This is a genomic window from Candidatus Tisiphia endosymbiont of Micropterix aruncella, assembly GCF_965178575.1.
Classification (GTDB): domain Bacteria; phylum Pseudomonadota; class Alphaproteobacteria; order Rickettsiales; family Rickettsiaceae; genus Tisiphia.
This window is the reverse complement of record NZ_OZ238268.1, coordinates 1720319-1738754: the sequence shown is the minus strand read 5'-3', so window position 1 is coordinate 1738754 and position 18436 is coordinate 1720319. Positions and strand designations below refer to the sequence as shown.

Sequence of the window (18436 nt, the reverse complement as noted above, 5' to 3'; positions counted from 1 at the left end):
AAGTAATAGAGCTTTGGCTACGCGTTATCTACTATTTTTTATTCTCTCCTTAATCTCTTTGTCCTGTACTGAGGTTTTTAGCTTTAGAAAGGTTTAAAATGCATTCGCGTTAGCCGCTTTAAGAATGCATTTTTTCTTATATTAAAGCTAATGCGGGATAAGAATTAACTAATTCTTATCCCGCATTGGGGTGAAATAATGAATCTTCCTAATGATCCTTTTCCCTTGTGTTATTAATAAATGCCACAGAACCTTAATACTTAATGGTTCTTGTCCCACAAATCCATGTTATATTGTTTGCAATATTCAAACATATCAACTGTATTAGGGTGGTGTATGCCAAACTCCTTAATTTGTGGCTTGCCAAAAAATTTATAATTATATAAATCTTTGCTTTTACAAGCGGTCTTTGCTCCTCTCTTATATAACTCACTTACTTGGGCAATATTTTTACTTCTATCTCCATATAAATAATGGTATATAACAAACGCTTTTTTATAAGATTCTATGGCCTGCTTTAGCCTATTTTGGGTAAATAGAATATCGCCTTGTACTATATAACTAGATGCTAAGTCGGGATTATTAGAATAATTTGTTTGCTTTGAATTGCTATTTTCACTTGCTAAAAATATGGAAATAGCTTTTTTAATATATTCATAAGCTTGATCTACTTTATCTAAACCTAATATACTTCTTGCCATTTCCGTATAAATATTTGCAAATATTTCATTATCTTCATTCTTGATAGGCTTATATATATTATATAGCTGTTGAGCTTGAGTATAAGCTTCTTGATATCTACCAAGAAAACTCAACATCTTTGCTCTAGATATATAAGTTCCAGTAAAATATAGGTCATGAATATGCGAGCCATTTTTTATAAACAGCTTAATAATTTTATCTACATATTCTAAAGCCTCATGATATTTTCCTTGCATCTCACATAATACACTTTTCGAGGAATATATTAGAGACATATCAGCTTCTTGTATGTTTCCGTGTTTTACTAATTTTGCTATCTTCGCAAGCAATTCTTCAGCAAACTTTATTTTACCTAAAAGTACATAAGAGTCATATATATGAGATATTAAATTAAATTTAAGAGAATAATTGGATTCATCATCATCAAGTTTATCTAAAATCTCTAATGCTTTAGTAAAATAAGGAATCGATGTTTCAAAATTTTGCAATATTTTTTTATGATATGTTCCTATCGCTCCTAAGTATCTAGCATAATAAAATTTTTGATTTTCAGACATTTGCCACAATTTAAATTCTTTGTTCTTATCTTTCTTACTAAACCAATCAGCCATTTGTTGTGCTTTATTATTATGAAGGTTTACATATAGAGAAAATAACTCACTTCTTAAGATCATGATTGTATATATATTAATATTATATTTTTCAGAGTTACTTAAAAGAATTTCTAAATTTTCTGGTATGGTCTGGGCAGTTCTCCACAAATATCCTGAGTGAGTTCCTTTTACTTTAGGTAATTTGGCAATAATATTTTCTAAATATATTTTATTATTATCACTATTTAGTTCCATTATTTTATTGCTAACTATGTCATGCATTTCAAAAATAGGATTATTCTCACTAAAATTAATATTGCTAATTAGCATAAACTTAGATAATTGATATATATCATCATCTAAAGTATCTTTATGATCAGTAATGATGGTAAGCAGCTGTTTTGAAAAACTTTGGTTATTTAATAAAGCTATTTTATTCAGCAACTTTATTGCACTTGGTTTTAATTGTTGAATAACCATATTAATATTTGTTGCTATTTTATCAGTTGATTGATAGATTTTCTTTTTATACTCCTCTTCATCTAAACCTTTAATTTTGTTAAGTAATTTAGTTCCTTGCACTATCAATATTGGATAACCACTAAAAGATTGCGTTAAAAATTCAACACTATTGTTATCTTTATTATCCAATAAGCTATTAGCTAAAGCTATAATAGTAGGCTTATCAAGTATGGGCATTGCTATAATATTAGATAACTTTTCATTATCTTGCGAACAAAACACTATATTACCATTATGTTCCCAATCAATAAAATCTTGTACTTTTGTATTCTCATTAACTTTTAGATTATCAAACACCAATAACCACTTATTAGTAGAAGTTAAATATGATATTACTTCTTTTTTTGCTAAAGCAACTTCTTCAGATATATTAGTTTGTTTGATAGTATTGAGTTGTTTGGCTAATTTAACAAATTGCTCATTAAAATCAAGGTTACAATCAAAAAACCAAATTAGATCATAATTATTTTTATTCCCATAACCATGCATCCTAATCAGTTGCGTTTTACCTATACCACTAGTACCAACTATACTTGCTTGTCTATATTTACTTAAATATTCATCAAGGATTTTAAGTTGTTGTTCATGATTGACAAAATAACTAACTGGGGTGATTAAATTAGTTATTTGTTCTTGAGCAAAAGATTTACTATTGATGATTAATAATATTATTAATAGTAAAAATTTTTTCATATAATGAAACTGTTGAAAAATAAATTATGTCCTAACGGTACGTATAAAACATATTATACGAATATCTATAAAGAATAAGCACAAATAACTCAACTTAAGTTTGAATATTAATAATAAAAATCATTAAAAAGCAGGAAAGTTTGGTTGCTAATTCTGAACCTAAATTTCACTAACCTAGTATCAGTAGACCATCTTTACAATCTCAAAGTTCGTATAATCCCTTATGGTGATTTTTGGGTTCTTATATCTTGAGAACATGTTATACCTTTACTACTGGTACTCAGTGCTACAACTGTAGTACTAGAAGCATGGGGCTAAAAATAGCCTAAAATGTTATATTTCTCTCTTAACCTCAGTTCGATATAAGAATTAATAATTCTTATATCGAACTGGCTTTGTTATAAGGAAAAATGCACTCTTGAAGCGGCTGACGCGAGTGCATTTTAACTTTTTTCATCATTCAATATGTGATTTTAATTATTAAAATCACATATTGAATGGAGTGTTATATTTTAACAATCAGGTGGGCAGCCGCTTCAAACCTGATTGTTTCTATATATAACACGAAAGTTCGATGTAACTTGTTACATCGAATTCAGGTTCTCTTATTATCTTTAGTCTTTAAAAGATCTTGTTTTAGCTTTAAGTTGTTGTTTTTATTAAGGATAGATCTATAAACTTGTAGATTTTCTAAGACACGTTGAGCATAATTTCTAGTTTCATAATATGGGATTAGTTCAATCCAGTCAATTATTTGTCGTAAATCTTTTAAGTCTCGTGGATCACCAAATAAATTAATCCACCTGTCTACTTTATTAGGACCAGCATTATAAGCGGCAATAGCTAGTAAGTATGAACCGTCAAATTTCTCTAATATTTCTTTAAAATGATTAGTACCTAGCATGATATTATATTTAGGGTCAAGAGTTAGCTTTTTAATATGACATTTACAGCCAATAGATTTAGCCGTACCATAAGCAGCTACATCTGTAAGCTGCATTAAACCTTTAGCTCTAGCTGTACTAACTGCGTGTTGGTTAAAAACTGACTCCTGTCTCATAATACTATATGTTAAAGCTGGTTCTAGGGGGGTATTTTTTACTACCTCGGTATAAGGGGTAGGGAAAGCATAATCCTTAATAAAAGTATGATGTTGACAAGCAGTTTTTGCTACCTCTACTGTATGATAAGTATTGCCCCTTGTACTAATTATATTGGTAATTAATAAAATCTCAGACGGTTTTGATGATTTTTCAATAGCCGTTTTAGCATATAACAGAGCTAAATCATGCTTACCATATTTAATTAGATGTTTTATGGCTCTAATAATTTCACTATTTTCATTATTATGCTTAGTGGAGGTAGGCTTTTGTGGTAAAATAAAGTGCCGTTTGTTAAGTTCGATATTGGCCAACTGCCCGTAAAAACTATGGGAATACTTGCTGGCCATATGATAAAATTTATTCGCTTGCTCTTTATCCCCTTTGGCTTCGTAGGTTCTAGCTAGCCAATATTGCCCCCTTGATACGCTTAATGGCTTGGCTGCAACTTTCATAAATTTGTTAAAATGACTTAAAGCAATGTCCGGCTTATGCAAAAATCTAAGGGCAAGCCAACCACTAAGCCATTCTGCTTCTCTTACATGCTCAGGGTAGACAGTAAGAGGTATGCTAATTATTTTATAACTACTGACAAAATCTTTTTGGTCAATAAATTCTCTAGCGTAATAAGATTGTACACGAGCCCAATAGGCGGAATGTATTTTATCTTGCTTTACTTTTTTAAATAGAGCAATACTTTGACTGGTAGGAATCTCTTTTTTCTTGGAATCCAAATAGTTAAATAATAAAGCTGGGGTATAATATTTTTCTGATACTTGTTGAAAAAGTTTTTCACTAGTATTAGATTTACTTAGTATAGCAATTTGGGTAATAAAATTTTGTTTATAGCCATTACTGACATAATGCATATATTTTTTTGCACTACACGTATCCCCTGTCCATAAATATTCATCAATTTTTTTTACATGATCTTCTTCACACAATATATTTTTGAAATTACTCAAATAGTTGCTTTCTTCTGCTTGCGTGAAGACCCCATAAATCCAACCATTTTTTATAATCTTCGCTAATTTTTGTGGATCTTTTATTAATTTTTTACTGGCTAAAGCATAAAATTTATAGCCTAAAGCAGTAATTGGTTCGTTTCCACTAAACCAGTTTACAATTAAAGCTTGGTCTGTGTTATAGTTTAAATATTGTTCTGCCATCTCTTTTAGTTTATCGACTTGTGGCCAGTGGGGATTGTTTTGTATAAATTTTATTACCCCTTCAAAGCTATTTTTCTTATAATTCGGGTCTAAGAATCTTTGAGACATAATAATTTTGATTAAGGCTTTATCTTTTGAAGACTTTGCCATCTTTTCACAATCTTGCCATGTTTTCTTGTCTAGACATGTAAAAGTTTCTTTGACAGAGTCCAATGCCATTGACTCTGATATTAATAAATTTAGAATAATTAAAACTATTGACAGTATTGTTGGAATTCTCATAATCGGCAGTAGATAAATTAAATTATTATGGTATTATACTCAGATAGAAAATCAAGAATTGCGTTGTCGTCTTCAGGGATCGTAGGTAGCCACGTACTAAATGTACGCCTAGCACCTCGACCCTTTGACTCCGGCTACTATCATAATTTTGATTCTATCGTCTATCAACTCTTCATTTACGAGTAGTATATTATGAATAGAGCATTTGTCTTTCCAGGTCAAGGGTCACAAATAGTTGGTATGGGAAAAGAATTCTACGATAACTTTCAGGTGGCAAAAGAGACATTTGAAATTGTTGATGATACTCTCGAAAGAAAATTAAGTCATATTGTCTTTAATGGACCAAGTGAAGATTTAACTTTGACTATTAATGCTCAACCAGCACTAATGGCAGTGTCTATGGCAATATTGAATGTCATTAAACAACAAACCAATAGAAATATTACTAACCTGTGTTCATATGTTGCAGGTCATTCTTTAGGAGAATATAGTGTATTATGTGCAGCGGAAAGTATAGATATACAAGTAACTACCCAATTGCTAGCAATACGTAGTAAGTCTATGCAAGAGGCTTATCCAGTAGGTGAAGGTTCAATGGCGGCGTGTATAGCTATTCCTCTAGAAAAGCTTGAAGAGATCGTAAAAGAGTTTACCAACCTTGATATAGCCAACGATAATATAAACGGACAAATAGTCATCAGTGGTAAAACTATAGCAGTGGAGCGGGTAATATCTATCGTAAAAGATTTGGGTTATAAAGCTATTAAATTGAATGTAAGTAGTCCTTTTCATTGTAGTTTGATGAAGCCAGCAGAAGAGCAAATGGCAAAGGCTTTAGACAAAGTAGTAATTAATAAACCGTTTGTTCCGGTGATACAAAATGTTACAGCCAAACCAACAACTAACCCTATAGAGATAAAACAAAACTTAATCTCACAGATTTGCGGTAGGGTGAGGTGGCGTCAAACCTTAAACGAATTGGAAAATCTAAAAATAGAACAAATAGTTGAAATTGGTGCAGGTAAGGTGCTAACTAATATGCTAAAAAAAACTGACCATAAATTTGATTTGATTAATGTTTCGAGTCTTGTAGAATTAGAAAAATTTTTAAAAATTGTGTGATTATGCTATTAGTGTTAAGACAAAAATCTGCTATGATCCCAATTTACGCGAATTTAATTAAAACAATAAGATAATATAACAATGGCAACGCAAGCAAATACTAAATTTCCTATAAAAATTGATAAGAAACGAGATAATTTACTTACTAATTTTGGCAAAGCAGTGCTAAAAGATAGATACTTGCTAGCCGGAGAGGATTTTCAAGATTTATTCGCTAGAGTTGCTAGCTACTATGCTGATAATGCAAAATCAGCTCAGCAATTATATGAGTACATAAGCAAGTTGTGGTTTATGCCAGCTACCCCAGTTCTTAGTAACGGTGGAACTGACAGAGGGATGCCTATCTCTTGTTTTTTGAATGAAACAGATGATAGTTTAGAAGGTATTGTAGATCTTTGGACTGAGAATGTTTGGTTAGCCTCACGTGGTGGTGGTATAGGAAGCTATTGGGGCAATGTTCGTTCGATTAATGAGGCAATTAAAGGCAAAGGTACTTCTTCTGGCATTATCCCATTTGTCAAGGTTGTCGATTCTATGACTTTAGCTATTTCTCAAGGGTCAATTAGACGTGGTAATGCTGCTATATATTTACCAATTGATCACCCTGAAATTGAGGAATTCATAGATTTAAGACGCCATACTGGTGGTGATACTAATCGTAAAGCTTTAAATATGCATCACGGTATAGCTGTAACAGATGCATTTATGCAAGCAGTTGAGAGTGATGAAAATTTTCCATTAATCAGCCCTGCTACTAAAAAAGTTGTACGTGAAGTTAAGGCTAGAGATTTGTGGGTTAAGTTACTAACTACTAGAATAGAAACTGGAGAACCCTATATTTTATTTATTGATACTGTCAATAAATATATTCCGCAGCATCATAAAAAACTTGGGCTACAAGTAAAAACTTCTAATCTTTGTAGCGAGATTACCCTACCAACTGGCATTGATCATTTGGGTAAGGTTAGAACCGCTGTGTGTTGTTTGTCTTCTGTAAATTTAGAATATTTTGATAATTGGCAAAATGACCCCGAGTTTATTCCTACCGTAATGCGTTTTTTAGATAACGTACTTGAAGATTTTATCACTAAAGCACCTAGTACCATGGAGCGAGCTAAATATTCAGCAATGCGTGAACGTAGTGTAGGTTTAGGTGTTATGGGTTTTCACTCATTCCTACAATCAAAGGATGTACCAATAGAGTCGGTAATGGCAAAGGTTTGGAATAATCAAATATTTGAACATATTCATAAAGAAGTTGATAAAGCTTCAGTAGTTCTATCTGATGAACGTGGTGCTTGCCTCGATGCAGCTGAAGTAGGTATTAACGAACGGTTTAGTAATAAAACAGCTATTGCTCCTACGGCATCAATCTCTATTATTGCTGGCAATAGTTCGCCTGGAATTGAACCATTTGCTGCTAATAGTTTTGTCCAAAAGACTCTTACTGGATCTTTTAATGTACGTAACAAATATTTAGAAAAGCTGTTAAGCACCAAAGGTTTTAATAATGAGCAGGTTTGGTCATCAATTGCAACTCATGAAGGCTCAGTTCAACATCTAACCTTTTTATCCAGCCATGAAAAAGATGTTTTTAGAACTGCTTATGAGATTGATCAAAATTGGCTTATTGATCTAGCAGCAGATAGGGTACCATATGTTTCGCAATCTCAATCTCTAAATGTTTTCTTAGCAGGCAATGTAAGTAAAATGTATTTAAATAATATCCATTTTAGAGCTTGGAAGAAAGGGGTTAAGAGTTTATATTATTGTAGATCAACCTCAATTCAAAGAGCCGATAAAGTATCACACGATGTCAAGAAAGTGGATTTTCAAGATATTGAACGAGATAATAAGAAAAAACAAGAAGAAGTTGTGTCTTATGATGAATGTTTATCCTGTCAGTAATGAATATGGTAGCCTTGATGTCATTCTGCGAAAGTAGCGGAATCTAAAGAAACAGACAGAAAGGGTGCTTTAGACATTCTAGATTCCCGCCTACGCGGGAATGACATTACCTTCACAAGAAGGAAGAATTATTCTTACATCAAACTCAGGTTAATTTAATATACTTAAAAAGGAAATATATATATGTCTTTACTGGATGCTCGTCCAATTTACAAACCATTTTCTTATCCATGGGCTTATGAAGCATGGCATATTCAACAACGAATTCATTGGTTACCAGAGGAAGTGCCGCTAGCTGATGATCTAAAAGATTGGAAATATAATTTAAGTCCTGGAGAAAAACATTTATTAACTCAAATATTTCGTTTCTTTACTCAAGCAGATATTGAAGTGAATAATTGTTATATGAAACATTATTCTAGGGTATTTAAGCCAACGGAAGTGTTGATGATGTTATCGGCGTTTTCTAATATGGAAACAATTCATATTGCTGCTTATTCTCATCTGCTTGATACCGTAGGTATGCCAGAAACTGAATATTCAGCATTTCTTAAATATAAAGAAATGAAAGATAAATATGATTATATGCAGCGTTTCGGTGTAGAAACGAAAGAAGATATCGCCACAACTTTAGCAGTATTTGGGGCATTTACTGAAGGATTACAACTATTTGCTTCATTTGCCATTTTACTTAATTTTCCTCGTTTCAATAAAATGAAAGGTATGGGGCAAATCATTAGTTGGTCAGTAAGGGATGAGACGTTACATACTGATTCAATCATTATGTTATTTAAAACTTTTATTAGAGAAAATCCTGAAGTATGGACTGAAGAGCTTCGTAGCCGTCTTTATGAAGCGTGTGCTACTATTGTGCATTTTGAAGATGCCTTTATTGAACTGGCATTTGAAGTTGGTGGCATTAAAGGTCTGACAGCTAGAGAAGTAAGACAATATATTCGTTATATTGCCGATCGTAGATTAATGCAGCTTGGACTTAAAGAAATTTATTTAGTTGATAATAATCCATTACCTTGGCTTGATGAAATCTTAAACGGTGCTGAACATACTAATTTCTTTGAAGGAAGGGTGACCGAATATACCAAAGCTGCAACTACTGGATCGTGGGAAGATGTATTTGCTGAGATGGATGGTGGGAGGAGTGGTACGACTTAATACCTCAATTCTAGATAAGAATTAGTTAATTCTTATACCGAATTCGCGTTTAATGTGTTCTTGCTGGATTATTAGGTTGTCTACTAATGCGTGATACGTGGTCTACCATATGGGGAGTCGGTGTTGGGACTTTAGCTTTAGGTAAAATCTTTTTCTCCTGAGGTGGATTGTTAATTGTTGTGTCAAAATCGCTAAATAAACTTGTCTGCGTTTGAGGATTTATTTTATTTTTAGCAGGATCACCAGTAATAACGTTTTTTATATAAGACAGGATGAATCGACCGCAATTTATATTATCAGCTATTTTTTGATGACCTAGATATGATGATTTAAAGGTAACTCTATCTTTTCCAAATGTTTCTTCTAGTGAATCTCTAATTGGTTTTAGTGGGTAAAAACGGCTAAGCCATCCTTTGGAATCATGATGATGAGATGTTATATTTCCATCTTTATCTTTATTCAGTTCTAAATATGTGAAATGTCTCCTTGTCAGCAATCCAAGAAAATATTTGTTAGACTGACACATAGGAATTATTGCTTGCTTCCAATTAGGATCTTGGTTTAGTACTCCAAGTGTATCCTTTAATGGGGCTGCAGTTGTTGTAAGCGAATTGCCTTTTTGAGCATCATGAGATGGGGCAGTGATATAATTATTGTCCTTTTTAAGATAATAATTGATTTTATTCCCCGGATTCCCTGGATTCTCATACGTCTCTGCTGATAGTTTATATTCTTGGCTTCTAGATAAATCTTTCAAGACATTATATATCTGAGCAGGCTTATATGCCATATATGTCTCAATTTCTTTCCGATCTTTCATTTCATATCCTATAATATCTTATGATATATATTGGTGGTAAATAAAATAATAGTATACTAAAATGACTGCAAAAAATAGATGTTTTTAACATTAGTAATAAACCTCAGTTCGATATAAGAATTATTAATTCTTATATCGAACTGAGGTTACTTCTACCAATTCTTCATTTTATGGATAGCGTTCATCCTCAGTATTAAACAAAAGCACGTTGTGGTTGGATAAGAAAGAATCAAAATAAAACTTTACCAACATTTAATGATTGGAAAAGGAAACATTTAATAGGAGCGATTAATTTATCTGATTTGCAATTAACCCTAATTCGGGATAAGAATTATAATTCTTATCCCGAATTAGCTGTGATATAAAGAAAAATGTACTCTTGAAGCGGTTCTGCGAGTACATTTTAACTTTTTTATCGTTCAATAGATGATTTTAATAATTAAAATCATCTATTGAACGCAAATGATATTTTAACAATCAGGTGTAGAACCGCTTCAAACCTGATTGTTTCTATATATACAGCCGAATTTGGGATAACTTGTTATCCCGAATTCGCGTAATTAGTTAGCACAGATAATCCTAAGGTAAACGGTGATTATATAATCAATTTTCTATAAAAATTAGAAGCAGAAAATCCTAATAAAGAGAAGATATAGTTGACCTTCGTCCATCAACTCTTGAAATCATAGCATTATACTAGTGGTCTACGCGGGCAATGCCTAAGTGAGTTTGCCAAAAAGATCTAATGTTTATGGTCATGATGATGGACATAAAAACCAATTGATGACAAGGTGTTTAGGAAGTCTTGGTTCTGTGCTAAATCGTTAGGTTTACCGCTACAACATATATGTCCATTCAAACATATAACTTGGTCAGAATTTTTCATCACAGTAAATAAGTCATGTGATATCATAAAAATCGTAATATTGAGACGTTTTTTTATTTGATTAATAATCCGATAAAATTCTTGCTGACTAGTAACATCTAATGATTGAGTTGGTTCATCTAAAATGATTAGATCAGGATTGTTGAGTAAGGTAGCAGTCAGAATTAGCTTCTGAAATTGACCACCAGAAAGTTCTGAAATATCATGATGTTTATAATTATCAAAATCAATAAAATTACCCCATTCTTGCCAATCATTGCGAGTAGCATTTGAGGCTAATAAATACAAAAAATTTTCAGCTGTAATTGGTAAGTCTGAAGCAAAATCTAGTCTCTGCGGTACATAGCCAATTTTTAGATGTGGGTGAATTGTTATATTACCAGATGAGGCACTGTCTAATCCCAAGATTAATCTAGCTATTGTTGTTTTTCCAGCACCATTTGGACCGATTAAAGTCGTAACCTCGCCTTTTTTAACGGTAAAATTAATATTAGTAAGGGGTAACTTTTTGCCAAATTGTTTAGATACATTACTGAATTTTATTAATGTAATATCTTCTGATATAGACACAACCACCTGATCAAAATTATTATTGTGTGTCAATTATAATAACTAACTAACCTCAGTTTGATGTAAGACATAGGTTTAATCTCCTAGATGTCATCCCTGCGAAAGCAGGGATCTTAAAAAATAACCAAGAATACTATTAGATATTTTAGACCCCGCACCGAAGCAGGGGTGACATCAAGCCAGTTACATCGAACTCAGGTTAACTAGCAGTGTCACCGTTAACATCATTATTACCATCTTGGTCGTCATTATCACTTTCTGATTCTTCACTTTTTTCAGATTTATCCTCCTCCTCTTGTGCAGAACCAAGAGCATACACACACAATTCTTCCAGCAGAACATTATTCTTATTAGCCAGTTCTTGCAGTTTAGTTATCGCATCCATGACCTCAGCTGGTATTTTCCCACCACGTTGCTTTGATAACCAGTCATCCTGAAAATGCAAGGGATGATGCCCCGGCTCAGGTTGCCCTACATATATGGTAAATGGTGCCATTTGTCCACCAAAATCACAATTAACACTAAACTTTTTCATAACATAACATTATTAGAATAATATTAGGGATTTCAAGATTTAATCCTAAAAAACTTATCCCTAACAAAATTGTATATGATCTAACAAAAAAATAAAAGTAAAAAATTTTGGCGACAGAACTTAACTACTCAATGACGTTTTTTCAAGTAATAGATGTTTAAATTTCTCGGAAAGTTCATAATTAGTAGCAACAAACGTTTTGTCATTATTTATTATTGCTCCACCTGATTCTCGGACAATTAAATCAAAGCTAGCTTTTAAAGTGTAATTTAATGATGAAAAATAAACAGCATCAATCTTACCAGCCGCAAGTAATAGCATTCCATAACAATGAGAACCAAAAACCCTAGCATTTTTCAAAAAAACTGGGTTTATGTTAAGATCGTCAGTAGAAATTAGAAAATTATCAAAACTAGAACAAGCCGAAACTCTTAATCTACCACTATTATTAGTGGTATTATTTCCTACCCATACCCCTTTTCCCTTCTCAACATAATAAATCTCATCAAGAGCTGGAAAGTTTATCACAGTACAAACCGTGGTTAAAATTTTATTAATCTTTTTTAAACACGTTATAGATACAGCAAAAAATGGTATACTTTTCTCTAAATTACTCAAACTATCAAGCGGATTTATTAATAAAACCATCTCAGAAGCGTTATCCAATTCAAACTTATCCTCTGGAAAAAATAAAGAACTTGTATATTTTTGCAACTCATTACGTAATAAGTCTTGTGTTTTAACATAAGACTTATTGCAGAAATCATAGTTTCCCTTGTTAGATCTTTGAAGCATTTCCAGCTCCAAAAAATCTCTCTGCAGAAACTTAACAGCTTTACATGATGCAGTAATAAGTAAGTTAGTTATAGGCTGCATAAGCTATATATGATTTCAAGGGTTGATGATAGACGATAGTATACTTCAAGAAGAGCCAGGCAGTAGCAAAGTCGAGCGGCGTAGCGTACATGAGTAACGGAGCAGCTTCGATCTTTAGGTTGCGGGAACGCTAATTCTTGAAGTTCTACCTGAGTATATATTACTTTGCTCTCTCAACAAAGCTTATATCTTCAATTTTTACAACTATTTTCTCTCCGGTAACTAAATAAGGTGGTATCATTACCTTTACTCCATTGGTTAAAATCGCTGGTTTATAAGAAGATGTTACCGTAGAGCCTTTAATTACAGGATCAGTTTGCATAATTTCAGCAATAACGGTTTGCGGTAATTCAGCATTTAAAGCTTTTTCTTCATAAAACTGTACCTTGAGTACCATATTATCCTCAAGAAATGGCAAACATTCGCCAAGAATTGCCTTATTAATTAAAATCTGCTCAAATGTCTCATTATCCATTAACACGAGATCATCACCTTCAAAATATAGGAATTGTAAATCCTTATTCTCAAGCTGTGCTTTTTCAACGTAATCGGATGAATTAAAACGCTCATTAAGTTTTGTACCAGTTTTTAAATTTTTCATCTCTACTTGCACATAAGCCCCACCTTTACCAGGTTTGGTATGTTCAGGTGTTTTGCTTACAACCCATAAATCATCATTATACACTATAATGTTACCAGCCCTAATAGCATTTGCTGAAATTTTCATATTATTATCACTTATTTAAAATAATTATTTTGTATATTTGTTCAAGCTGGTTATTAACACCTTTCTAGGTCTATTTTATCATTTTTATCGATAAAGGTCAAATGTATACTACTCACCCCAATTCGGGATAAGAATTAGTTAATTCTTATCCCGAATTCGCGTTACTCGTAAATGAAGAGTTGATAGACGATAGAATCAAAATTATGATAGTAGCAGGAGTTGAAGGGTCGAAGTGCTAGGCGTACATTTAGTACGTGGCTACCTACGATCCACAACTGTCGAAAGTTCGAAGTGGATCATATTTTCAGCTCCACCAAGTTTGGATTACCGCCACAAAAAAGTACAAAATCTTATACTATTTGGTATTGAATTCTTTAACTAGATAAACTGATAGTTGTTGAATCAAATATATTAAATTTTTGTTTATCATTTCCTGCAAATTTATTGTTATAACCTCAGTTCGATATAAGAATTATTAATTCTTATATCGAACTGAGGTTATTTTACTTATGAAAATCTTCTAAAACCACCTATACCTTCTAACTTTCGACAGTTGTGGGTTGAAAGCCTTCCTGCCTACGCGGGAAGGCTTTGCCTTGAGCTAGTTTATAACATCGTTTTCATGACTCAAACATTTTCGGGTTTAGCTATAGCCCCTTGTATTATTATTAACCATTAATTATATAAAATACTTAGTGGGGTCAAATATTATGATATATTCTAACCTTAATGCGATGTAACAAGTTAATACTAGGCTCAAGTAATCATCGCCATTAGGGGTGATATCATCAACTATGATTAAAAAAAAAGAGAATAATAATTATTCTTACATCGATATTTGAGGTTAATTTAAAATTTATAAGGTTATTGAAATGAATATGGATAAATTTACTACACATGCAAAATCTGTCATCTCTAATGCCCAAAGCTTAGCAGCAAAAAATGATCATCAGCAACTATTGCCATTACATATACTGGCGAGTTTGTTAAATGATGATAGCGGCATTATTACTAACCTCATTAATATTTTGGGTAGTAGCTTAGACGATTTAAATAAAGCTGTAACTATAGAATTAAACAAAATCCCAAAAGTACAAATTGAGGGAGGAGGACAGCTTTATTTATCATCGGAAAGCTTAAAATTACTTAATAAAGCCTCAGATATTGCTAAGGATAATGCTGATAGTTTTATCACTATTGAGCGAGTTTTTGAAGCATTATCGTATGACCAAACACCTGCTGGTAAAATTTTATTGGATAATTCAATAACTAGTAAAAAAATAAACGCCGCAATTCTGCAGTTAAGAAAAGGTAAGAAAGCAGATAGCGAATCTTCTGAAAGTAGTTACGATGCCTTAAAGAAATATGGTAGAGATGTCACGCGGCTAGCAGAACTTGGTAAACTTGATCCAATAATTGGCAGAGATGAGGAAATTAGAAGAACAGTACAAGTTTTATCAAGAAGAATGAAGAATAATCCAGTGCTGATAGGAGAGCCAGGAGTTGGTAAAACAGCCATAATAGAGGGATTAGCTCAAAGAATCTTTAGCCAAGACATTCCAGAAACGCTAGTAAATTGCCGTATCATTGAACTTGATATGGGAGCTTTAATTGCTGGGGCTAAATATCGCGGAGAATTTGAAGAACGACTAAAAGCGGTATTAAACGAGATTAAAGAATCTGGAGGGGAAATCATTTTATTTATTGATGAACTACATCTTTTAGTAGGAACTGGCAAAACAGATGGGGCTATGGATGCATCAAATTTACTAAAGCCCATGCTTGCTAGAGGGGAACTCCATTGTATTGGTGCTACTACTTTAGATGAATACCGTAAATATATTGAAAAAGATGCAGCTCTTGCTAGAAGGTTTCAGGCAGTTTACGTTAGTGAGCCAACAGTAGAAGATACTATATCAATTTTACGTGGTATTAAGGACAAATACGAATTACATCATGGTGTAAGAATTGCTGATAGTGCTATAGTTGCTGCCAGCACTTTATCCAATAGATATATTACTGATCGTTACTTACCAGATAAAGCCATTGACTTAATCGATGAAGCATGTAGTCGATTAAAAATAGAATTATCTAGTAAACCAGAAGAATTGGATGAACTTGATCGCCGTATTATTCAAATAAAGATTGAACTAGCAGCTCTAAAAAAAGAAAATGATGAACATTCAAAAAAGAAAATTATCCTCTTAACCGATGAATTAGAAACACTTGAATCTCTTTCTTATGATATGAGTGCTAGCTGGCAAGCTGAAAAATCCAAAATACATATTGAGCAAAAATTAAAAGAGGAACTAGAAAAAGCTAGAGCAGAACTTGAACGAGCAGAAAGAAGTAGCGATCTTGCACGGGCTAGTGAGCTAAAATATGGTGTTATTCCTGATTTGACTAAGAAACTACAACAAGCAATGGAAGGAGGAGATAACAAACTATCAAAAGAAGTTGTATCGGAAAACGATATAGCTATAATCATATCTAGAATTACTGGTATACCGATTGATACAATGCTATCAAGCGAACGTGAAAAACTACTAGCTATGGAAGATAAACTTCGCAGGTCAGTGATCGGTCAAGATGAAGCTATAAAAGGAATCAGTGATGCCGTACGCCGTTCTCGTGCTGGTTTGCAAGATATTAACAGACCACTTGGGTCATTTTTATTTTTAGGTCCAACTGGTGTTGGGAAAACTGAACTAACCAAAGCTTTAGCACTTTTTTTATTTAATGATCGTAACGCTATTCTCAGAGTTGATATGTCTGAATATATGGAGAAACACTCCATATCACGTTTGATTGGCTCACCTCTAGGATATGTTGGTTATGAGCAGGGAGGCATTTTAACAGAAGCAGTGCGTAGGAGACCTTATCAAGTTATTTTATTTGATGAAGTAGAAAAGGCTCATTCAGATATTTTTAACATCATGCTGCAGATTTTAGATGAAGGACGACTAACCGATAGTCAAGGGATAACCGTTGATTTTAAAAATACCATTATTGTTCTTACTTCTAACCTTGGAGCTGAAATACTTATTAATCAACGAGAAGAAGATGACCAACATAAAATCAAAGAACAAGTAATGGAATATGTACGAGCCGTATTTAAACCTGAATTCTTAAATAGGCTAGATGAGATTATTCTATTCCATAAACTAAATCGTGCCAACATACATGATATTGTTAAAATACAACTGGATAATCTGAAAAAAATTCTTTTGCAACAAAATATTATATTGGAATTTGATGAATCAGCTATAAATTACCTTGCTGATAAGGGTTATGACTCAATGTTTGGTGCTAGACCATTAAAGAGAGTTATTCAACGAGAACTACAGAATCATTTTGCCAAAATGATTCTTTCGAGTAGTATTATGAGCGGTGATACGGTAAACATAAAATCAACTGGTAGTGAACTAGTTATTAATAAAGTAACCTGAGAAGATTTTGCCATAGTGAATGGTGACATCTGAAGGTGCAGGGACACCCTAGGCTATTAAACCGATGTTTTACGTCGAATTGAGTTTATAATAGAATATAATTAGGAGAATAAAATAATTATGAGTATTGAAATTATAGTTCCATCTCTTGGAGAGTCTGTATCAGAAGCGGCTATTGCTAAATGGCATAAAAAACAAGGAGATGCGGTAAAAGTGGATGAGCTACTTTTAGAACTTGAGACAGAGAAAGTTACGTTAGAAGTAAATGCACTTTCCTCTGGTGTAATAAGCAAAATACTTAAGAATGAGGGCGATACAGTATATGTGGGTGAGAGCGTAGGACAAATCACCGAAGGAGAAGCTTCTAGTGTAGCTTCACCTAGTACACTAGACAAAGAGATAAAACAGCAACCTGCAAGTACCAACAAGGTTGATGTTCCGCCCTCGGTGCAAAGATTAGTGAGTGAAAATAAACTGCAATTAGCTGACATAAAAGGTACTGGTCGAGAAGGCAGAGTGACCAAGGGAGATGTACTAGAGTTCATAAATACCCCGCCTGCAAAAGAAACAGAATTACCTGTTATAGCCAATGTTGTACGTACAAATGAAGGGATGGTTGAGCGTGTTAAAATGTCACGTCTTCGTAAAACTATAGCGGATCGTTTAAAACAATCACAAAATACTGCAGCTATTCTAACTACTTTTAATGAAATTGATATGTTGAAAGTTATTAATTTGCGTATGCAGTATCGTGAAGAGTTTGAGAAGAAGCATAAGGTTAAGCTGGGATTTATGTCATTTTTTGTAAAAGCTACTATTGAAGCTCTTAAAGCAGTCCCATCGGTAAACGCCGAGATAGAAGGGGATGAGATTCTGTATAAGAATTATTATGATATTGGTGTTGCAGTAGGGACAGAGCAGGGTCTAGTAGTGCCAATAGTTAGGCAGGCTGACAAATTGAGTTTTGCTAAGGTTGAGAAAGAAATTGCTGGTTTGGGTAAAAAGGCTAGAGAAGGAAAATTATCTATGTCTGATTTGTCAGGTGGAACATTTACCATTTCAAATGGTGGTGTTTATGGATCACTATTATCAACTCCGATTATTAACCCTCCTCAATCAGGTATTTTAGGTCTTCACAAGACCGAAGAAAGAGCAGTAGTGGTTAATGGTAAGATAGAAATACGTCCCATGATGTACGTTGCTTTATCTTATGATCATCGTATTATTGATGGTAAAGAAGCAGTTACTTTTCTTGTAAAAATAAAAGAATTGATTGAGAATCCTGAGAAATTGTTATTAAATCTTTAAT

General features: G+C 33.0%; 12 protein-coding genes. 5 read left to right on the top strand and 7 right to left on the bottom strand.

Translation table 11 applies throughout. The annotated features are described in order from the left end of the window. Nucleotides 1-260: 260 nt before the first annotated feature. The gene (locus tag ACN1AG_RS08345; RefSeq protein WP_417905022.1) at nt 261-2510 is read right to left on the bottom strand and encodes a tetratricopeptide repeat protein; all 2250 of its coding nucleotides are present in this window, start codon (nt 2508-2510) and stop codon (nt 261-263) included. 595 nt (nt 2511-3105) lie between these two features. Next, the gene (locus ACN1AG_RS08340; protein WP_417905616.1) at nt 3106-5064 is read right to left on the bottom strand and encodes a transglycosylase SLT domain-containing protein; all 1959 of its coding nucleotides are present in this window, start codon (nt 5062-5064) and stop codon (nt 3106-3108) included. 189 nt (nt 5065-5253) lie between these two features. Here ACN1AG_RS08340 and fabD point away from each other — a divergent pair, with 189 nt between their 5' ends. The 3 genes from fabD to ACN1AG_RS08325 all read left to right on the top strand — a co-directional run bounded on the left by fabD (nt 5254) and on the right by ACN1AG_RS08325 (nt 9264). Next, on the top strand, nt 5254-6183 hold the full coding sequence (gene fabD, locus ACN1AG_RS08335; protein WP_417905021.1) for an ACP S-malonyltransferase: 930 nt from the start codon (nt 5254-5256) through the stop codon (nt 6181-6183). Nucleotides 6184-6264: 81 nt separating this feature from the next. After that, nucleotides 6265-8091 carry a ribonucleoside-diphosphate reductase subunit alpha gene (locus ACN1AG_RS08330; RefSeq protein ID WP_417905020.1) on the top strand — a complete coding sequence of 609 codons (1827 nt, stop codon included), beginning with the start codon at nt 6265-6267 and terminating at the stop codon, nt 8089-8091. A 183-nt stretch (nt 8092-8274) separates the two neighbouring features. Next, entirely contained in the window at nt 8275-9264 is a 990-nt protein-coding gene (locus ACN1AG_RS08325) for a ribonucleotide-diphosphate reductase subunit beta (RefSeq protein ID WP_341754728.1), read from the top strand. A 49-nt stretch (nt 9265-9313) separates the two neighbouring features. On the opposite strand, the gene ACN1AG_RS08320 is transcribed toward ACN1AG_RS08325, so the two are convergent. The 5 genes from ACN1AG_RS08320 to efp all read right to left on the bottom strand — a co-directional run bounded on the left by ACN1AG_RS08320 (nt 9314) and on the right by efp (nt 13678). Next, nucleotides 9314-10084 carry a hypothetical protein gene (locus ACN1AG_RS08320; protein WP_417905019.1) on the bottom strand — a complete coding sequence of 257 codons (771 nt, stop codon included), beginning with the start codon at nt 10082-10084 and terminating at the stop codon, nt 9314-9316. A 742-nt stretch (nt 10085-10826) separates the two neighbouring features. Beyond that, entirely contained in the window at nt 10827-11534 is a 708-nt protein-coding gene (locus ACN1AG_RS08315) for a metal ABC transporter ATP-binding protein (protein ID WP_341754860.1), read from the bottom strand. Nucleotides 11535-11739: 205 nt separating this feature from the next. After that, a complete protein-coding gene (locus ACN1AG_RS08310) occupies nt 11740-12075 on the bottom strand; it encodes a DUF2610 domain-containing protein (protein ID WP_367364732.1) in 336 nt (111 codons plus the stop codon). A gap of 120 nt (nt 12076-12195) precedes the next feature. Next, nucleotides 12196-12951 (bottom strand): inositol monophosphatase family protein, encoded by a 756-nt coding sequence (locus tag ACN1AG_RS08305; protein ID WP_417905018.1) that lies wholly within the window; start codon nt 12949-12951, stop codon nt 12196-12198. 160 nt (nt 12952-13111) lie between these two features. Beyond that, a complete protein-coding gene (gene efp, locus ACN1AG_RS08300) occupies nt 13112-13678 on the bottom strand; it encodes an elongation factor P (protein ID WP_367364734.1) in 567 nt (188 codons plus the stop codon). An 872-nt stretch (nt 13679-14550) separates the two neighbouring features. On the opposite strand from efp, the gene clpB reads away from it, so the two are divergent. Together clpB and odhB are read left to right on the top strand one after the other, a co-directional pair. Then, on the top strand, nt 14551-17127 hold the full coding sequence (gene clpB / locus ACN1AG_RS08295) for an ATP-dependent chaperone ClpB (RefSeq protein WP_417905017.1): 2577 nt from the start codon (nt 14551-14553) through the stop codon (nt 17125-17127). A gap of 120 nt (nt 17128-17247) precedes the next feature. Further along, the gene (gene odhB, locus ACN1AG_RS08290; RefSeq protein WP_367364736.1) at nt 17248-18435 is read left to right on the top strand and encodes a 2-oxoglutarate dehydrogenase complex dihydrolipoyllysine-residue succinyltransferase; all 1188 of its coding nucleotides are present in this window, start codon (nt 17248-17250) and stop codon (nt 18433-18435) included. The last annotated feature ends 1 nt before the right edge of the window (nt 18436 follow it).

Bases quoted from the DNA above. Each gene is read 5' to 3' on its own strand.
- fabD (WP_417905021.1), top strand. From the start codon at position 5,254: ATGAATAGAGCATTTGTCTTTCCAGGTCAAGGGTCACAAATAGTTGGT.
- ACN1AG_RS08310 (WP_367364732.1), bottom strand. From the start codon at position 12,075: ATGAAAAAGTTTAGTGTTAATTGTGATTTTGGTGGACAAATGGCACCA.
- efp (WP_367364734.1), bottom strand. From the start codon at position 13,678: ATGAAAATTTCAGCAAATGCTATTAGGGCTGGTAACATTATAGTGTAT.
- ACN1AG_RS08345 (WP_417905022.1), bottom strand. From the start codon at position 2,510: ATGAAAAAATTTTTACTATTAATAATATTATTAATCATCAATAGTAAA.
- ACN1AG_RS08305 (WP_417905018.1), bottom strand. From the start codon at position 12,951: ATGCAGCCTATAACTAACTTACTTATTACTGCATCATGTAAAGCTGTT.
- odhB (WP_367364736.1), top strand. From the start codon at position 17,248: ATGAGTATTGAAATTATAGTTCCATCTCTTGGAGAGTCTGTATCAGAA.
- ACN1AG_RS08330 (WP_417905020.1), top strand. From the start codon at position 6,265: ATGGCAACGCAAGCAAATACTAAATTTCCTATAAAAATTGATAAGAAA.
- clpB (WP_417905017.1), top strand. From the start codon at position 14,551: ATGAATATGGATAAATTTACTACACATGCAAAATCTGTCATCTCTAAT.
- ACN1AG_RS08325 (WP_341754728.1), top strand. From the start codon at position 8,275: ATGTCTTTACTGGATGCTCGTCCAATTTACAAACCATTTTCTTATCCA.
- ACN1AG_RS08320 (WP_417905019.1), bottom strand. From the start codon at position 10,084: ATGAAAGATCGGAAAGAAATTGAGACATATATGGCATATAAGCCTGCT.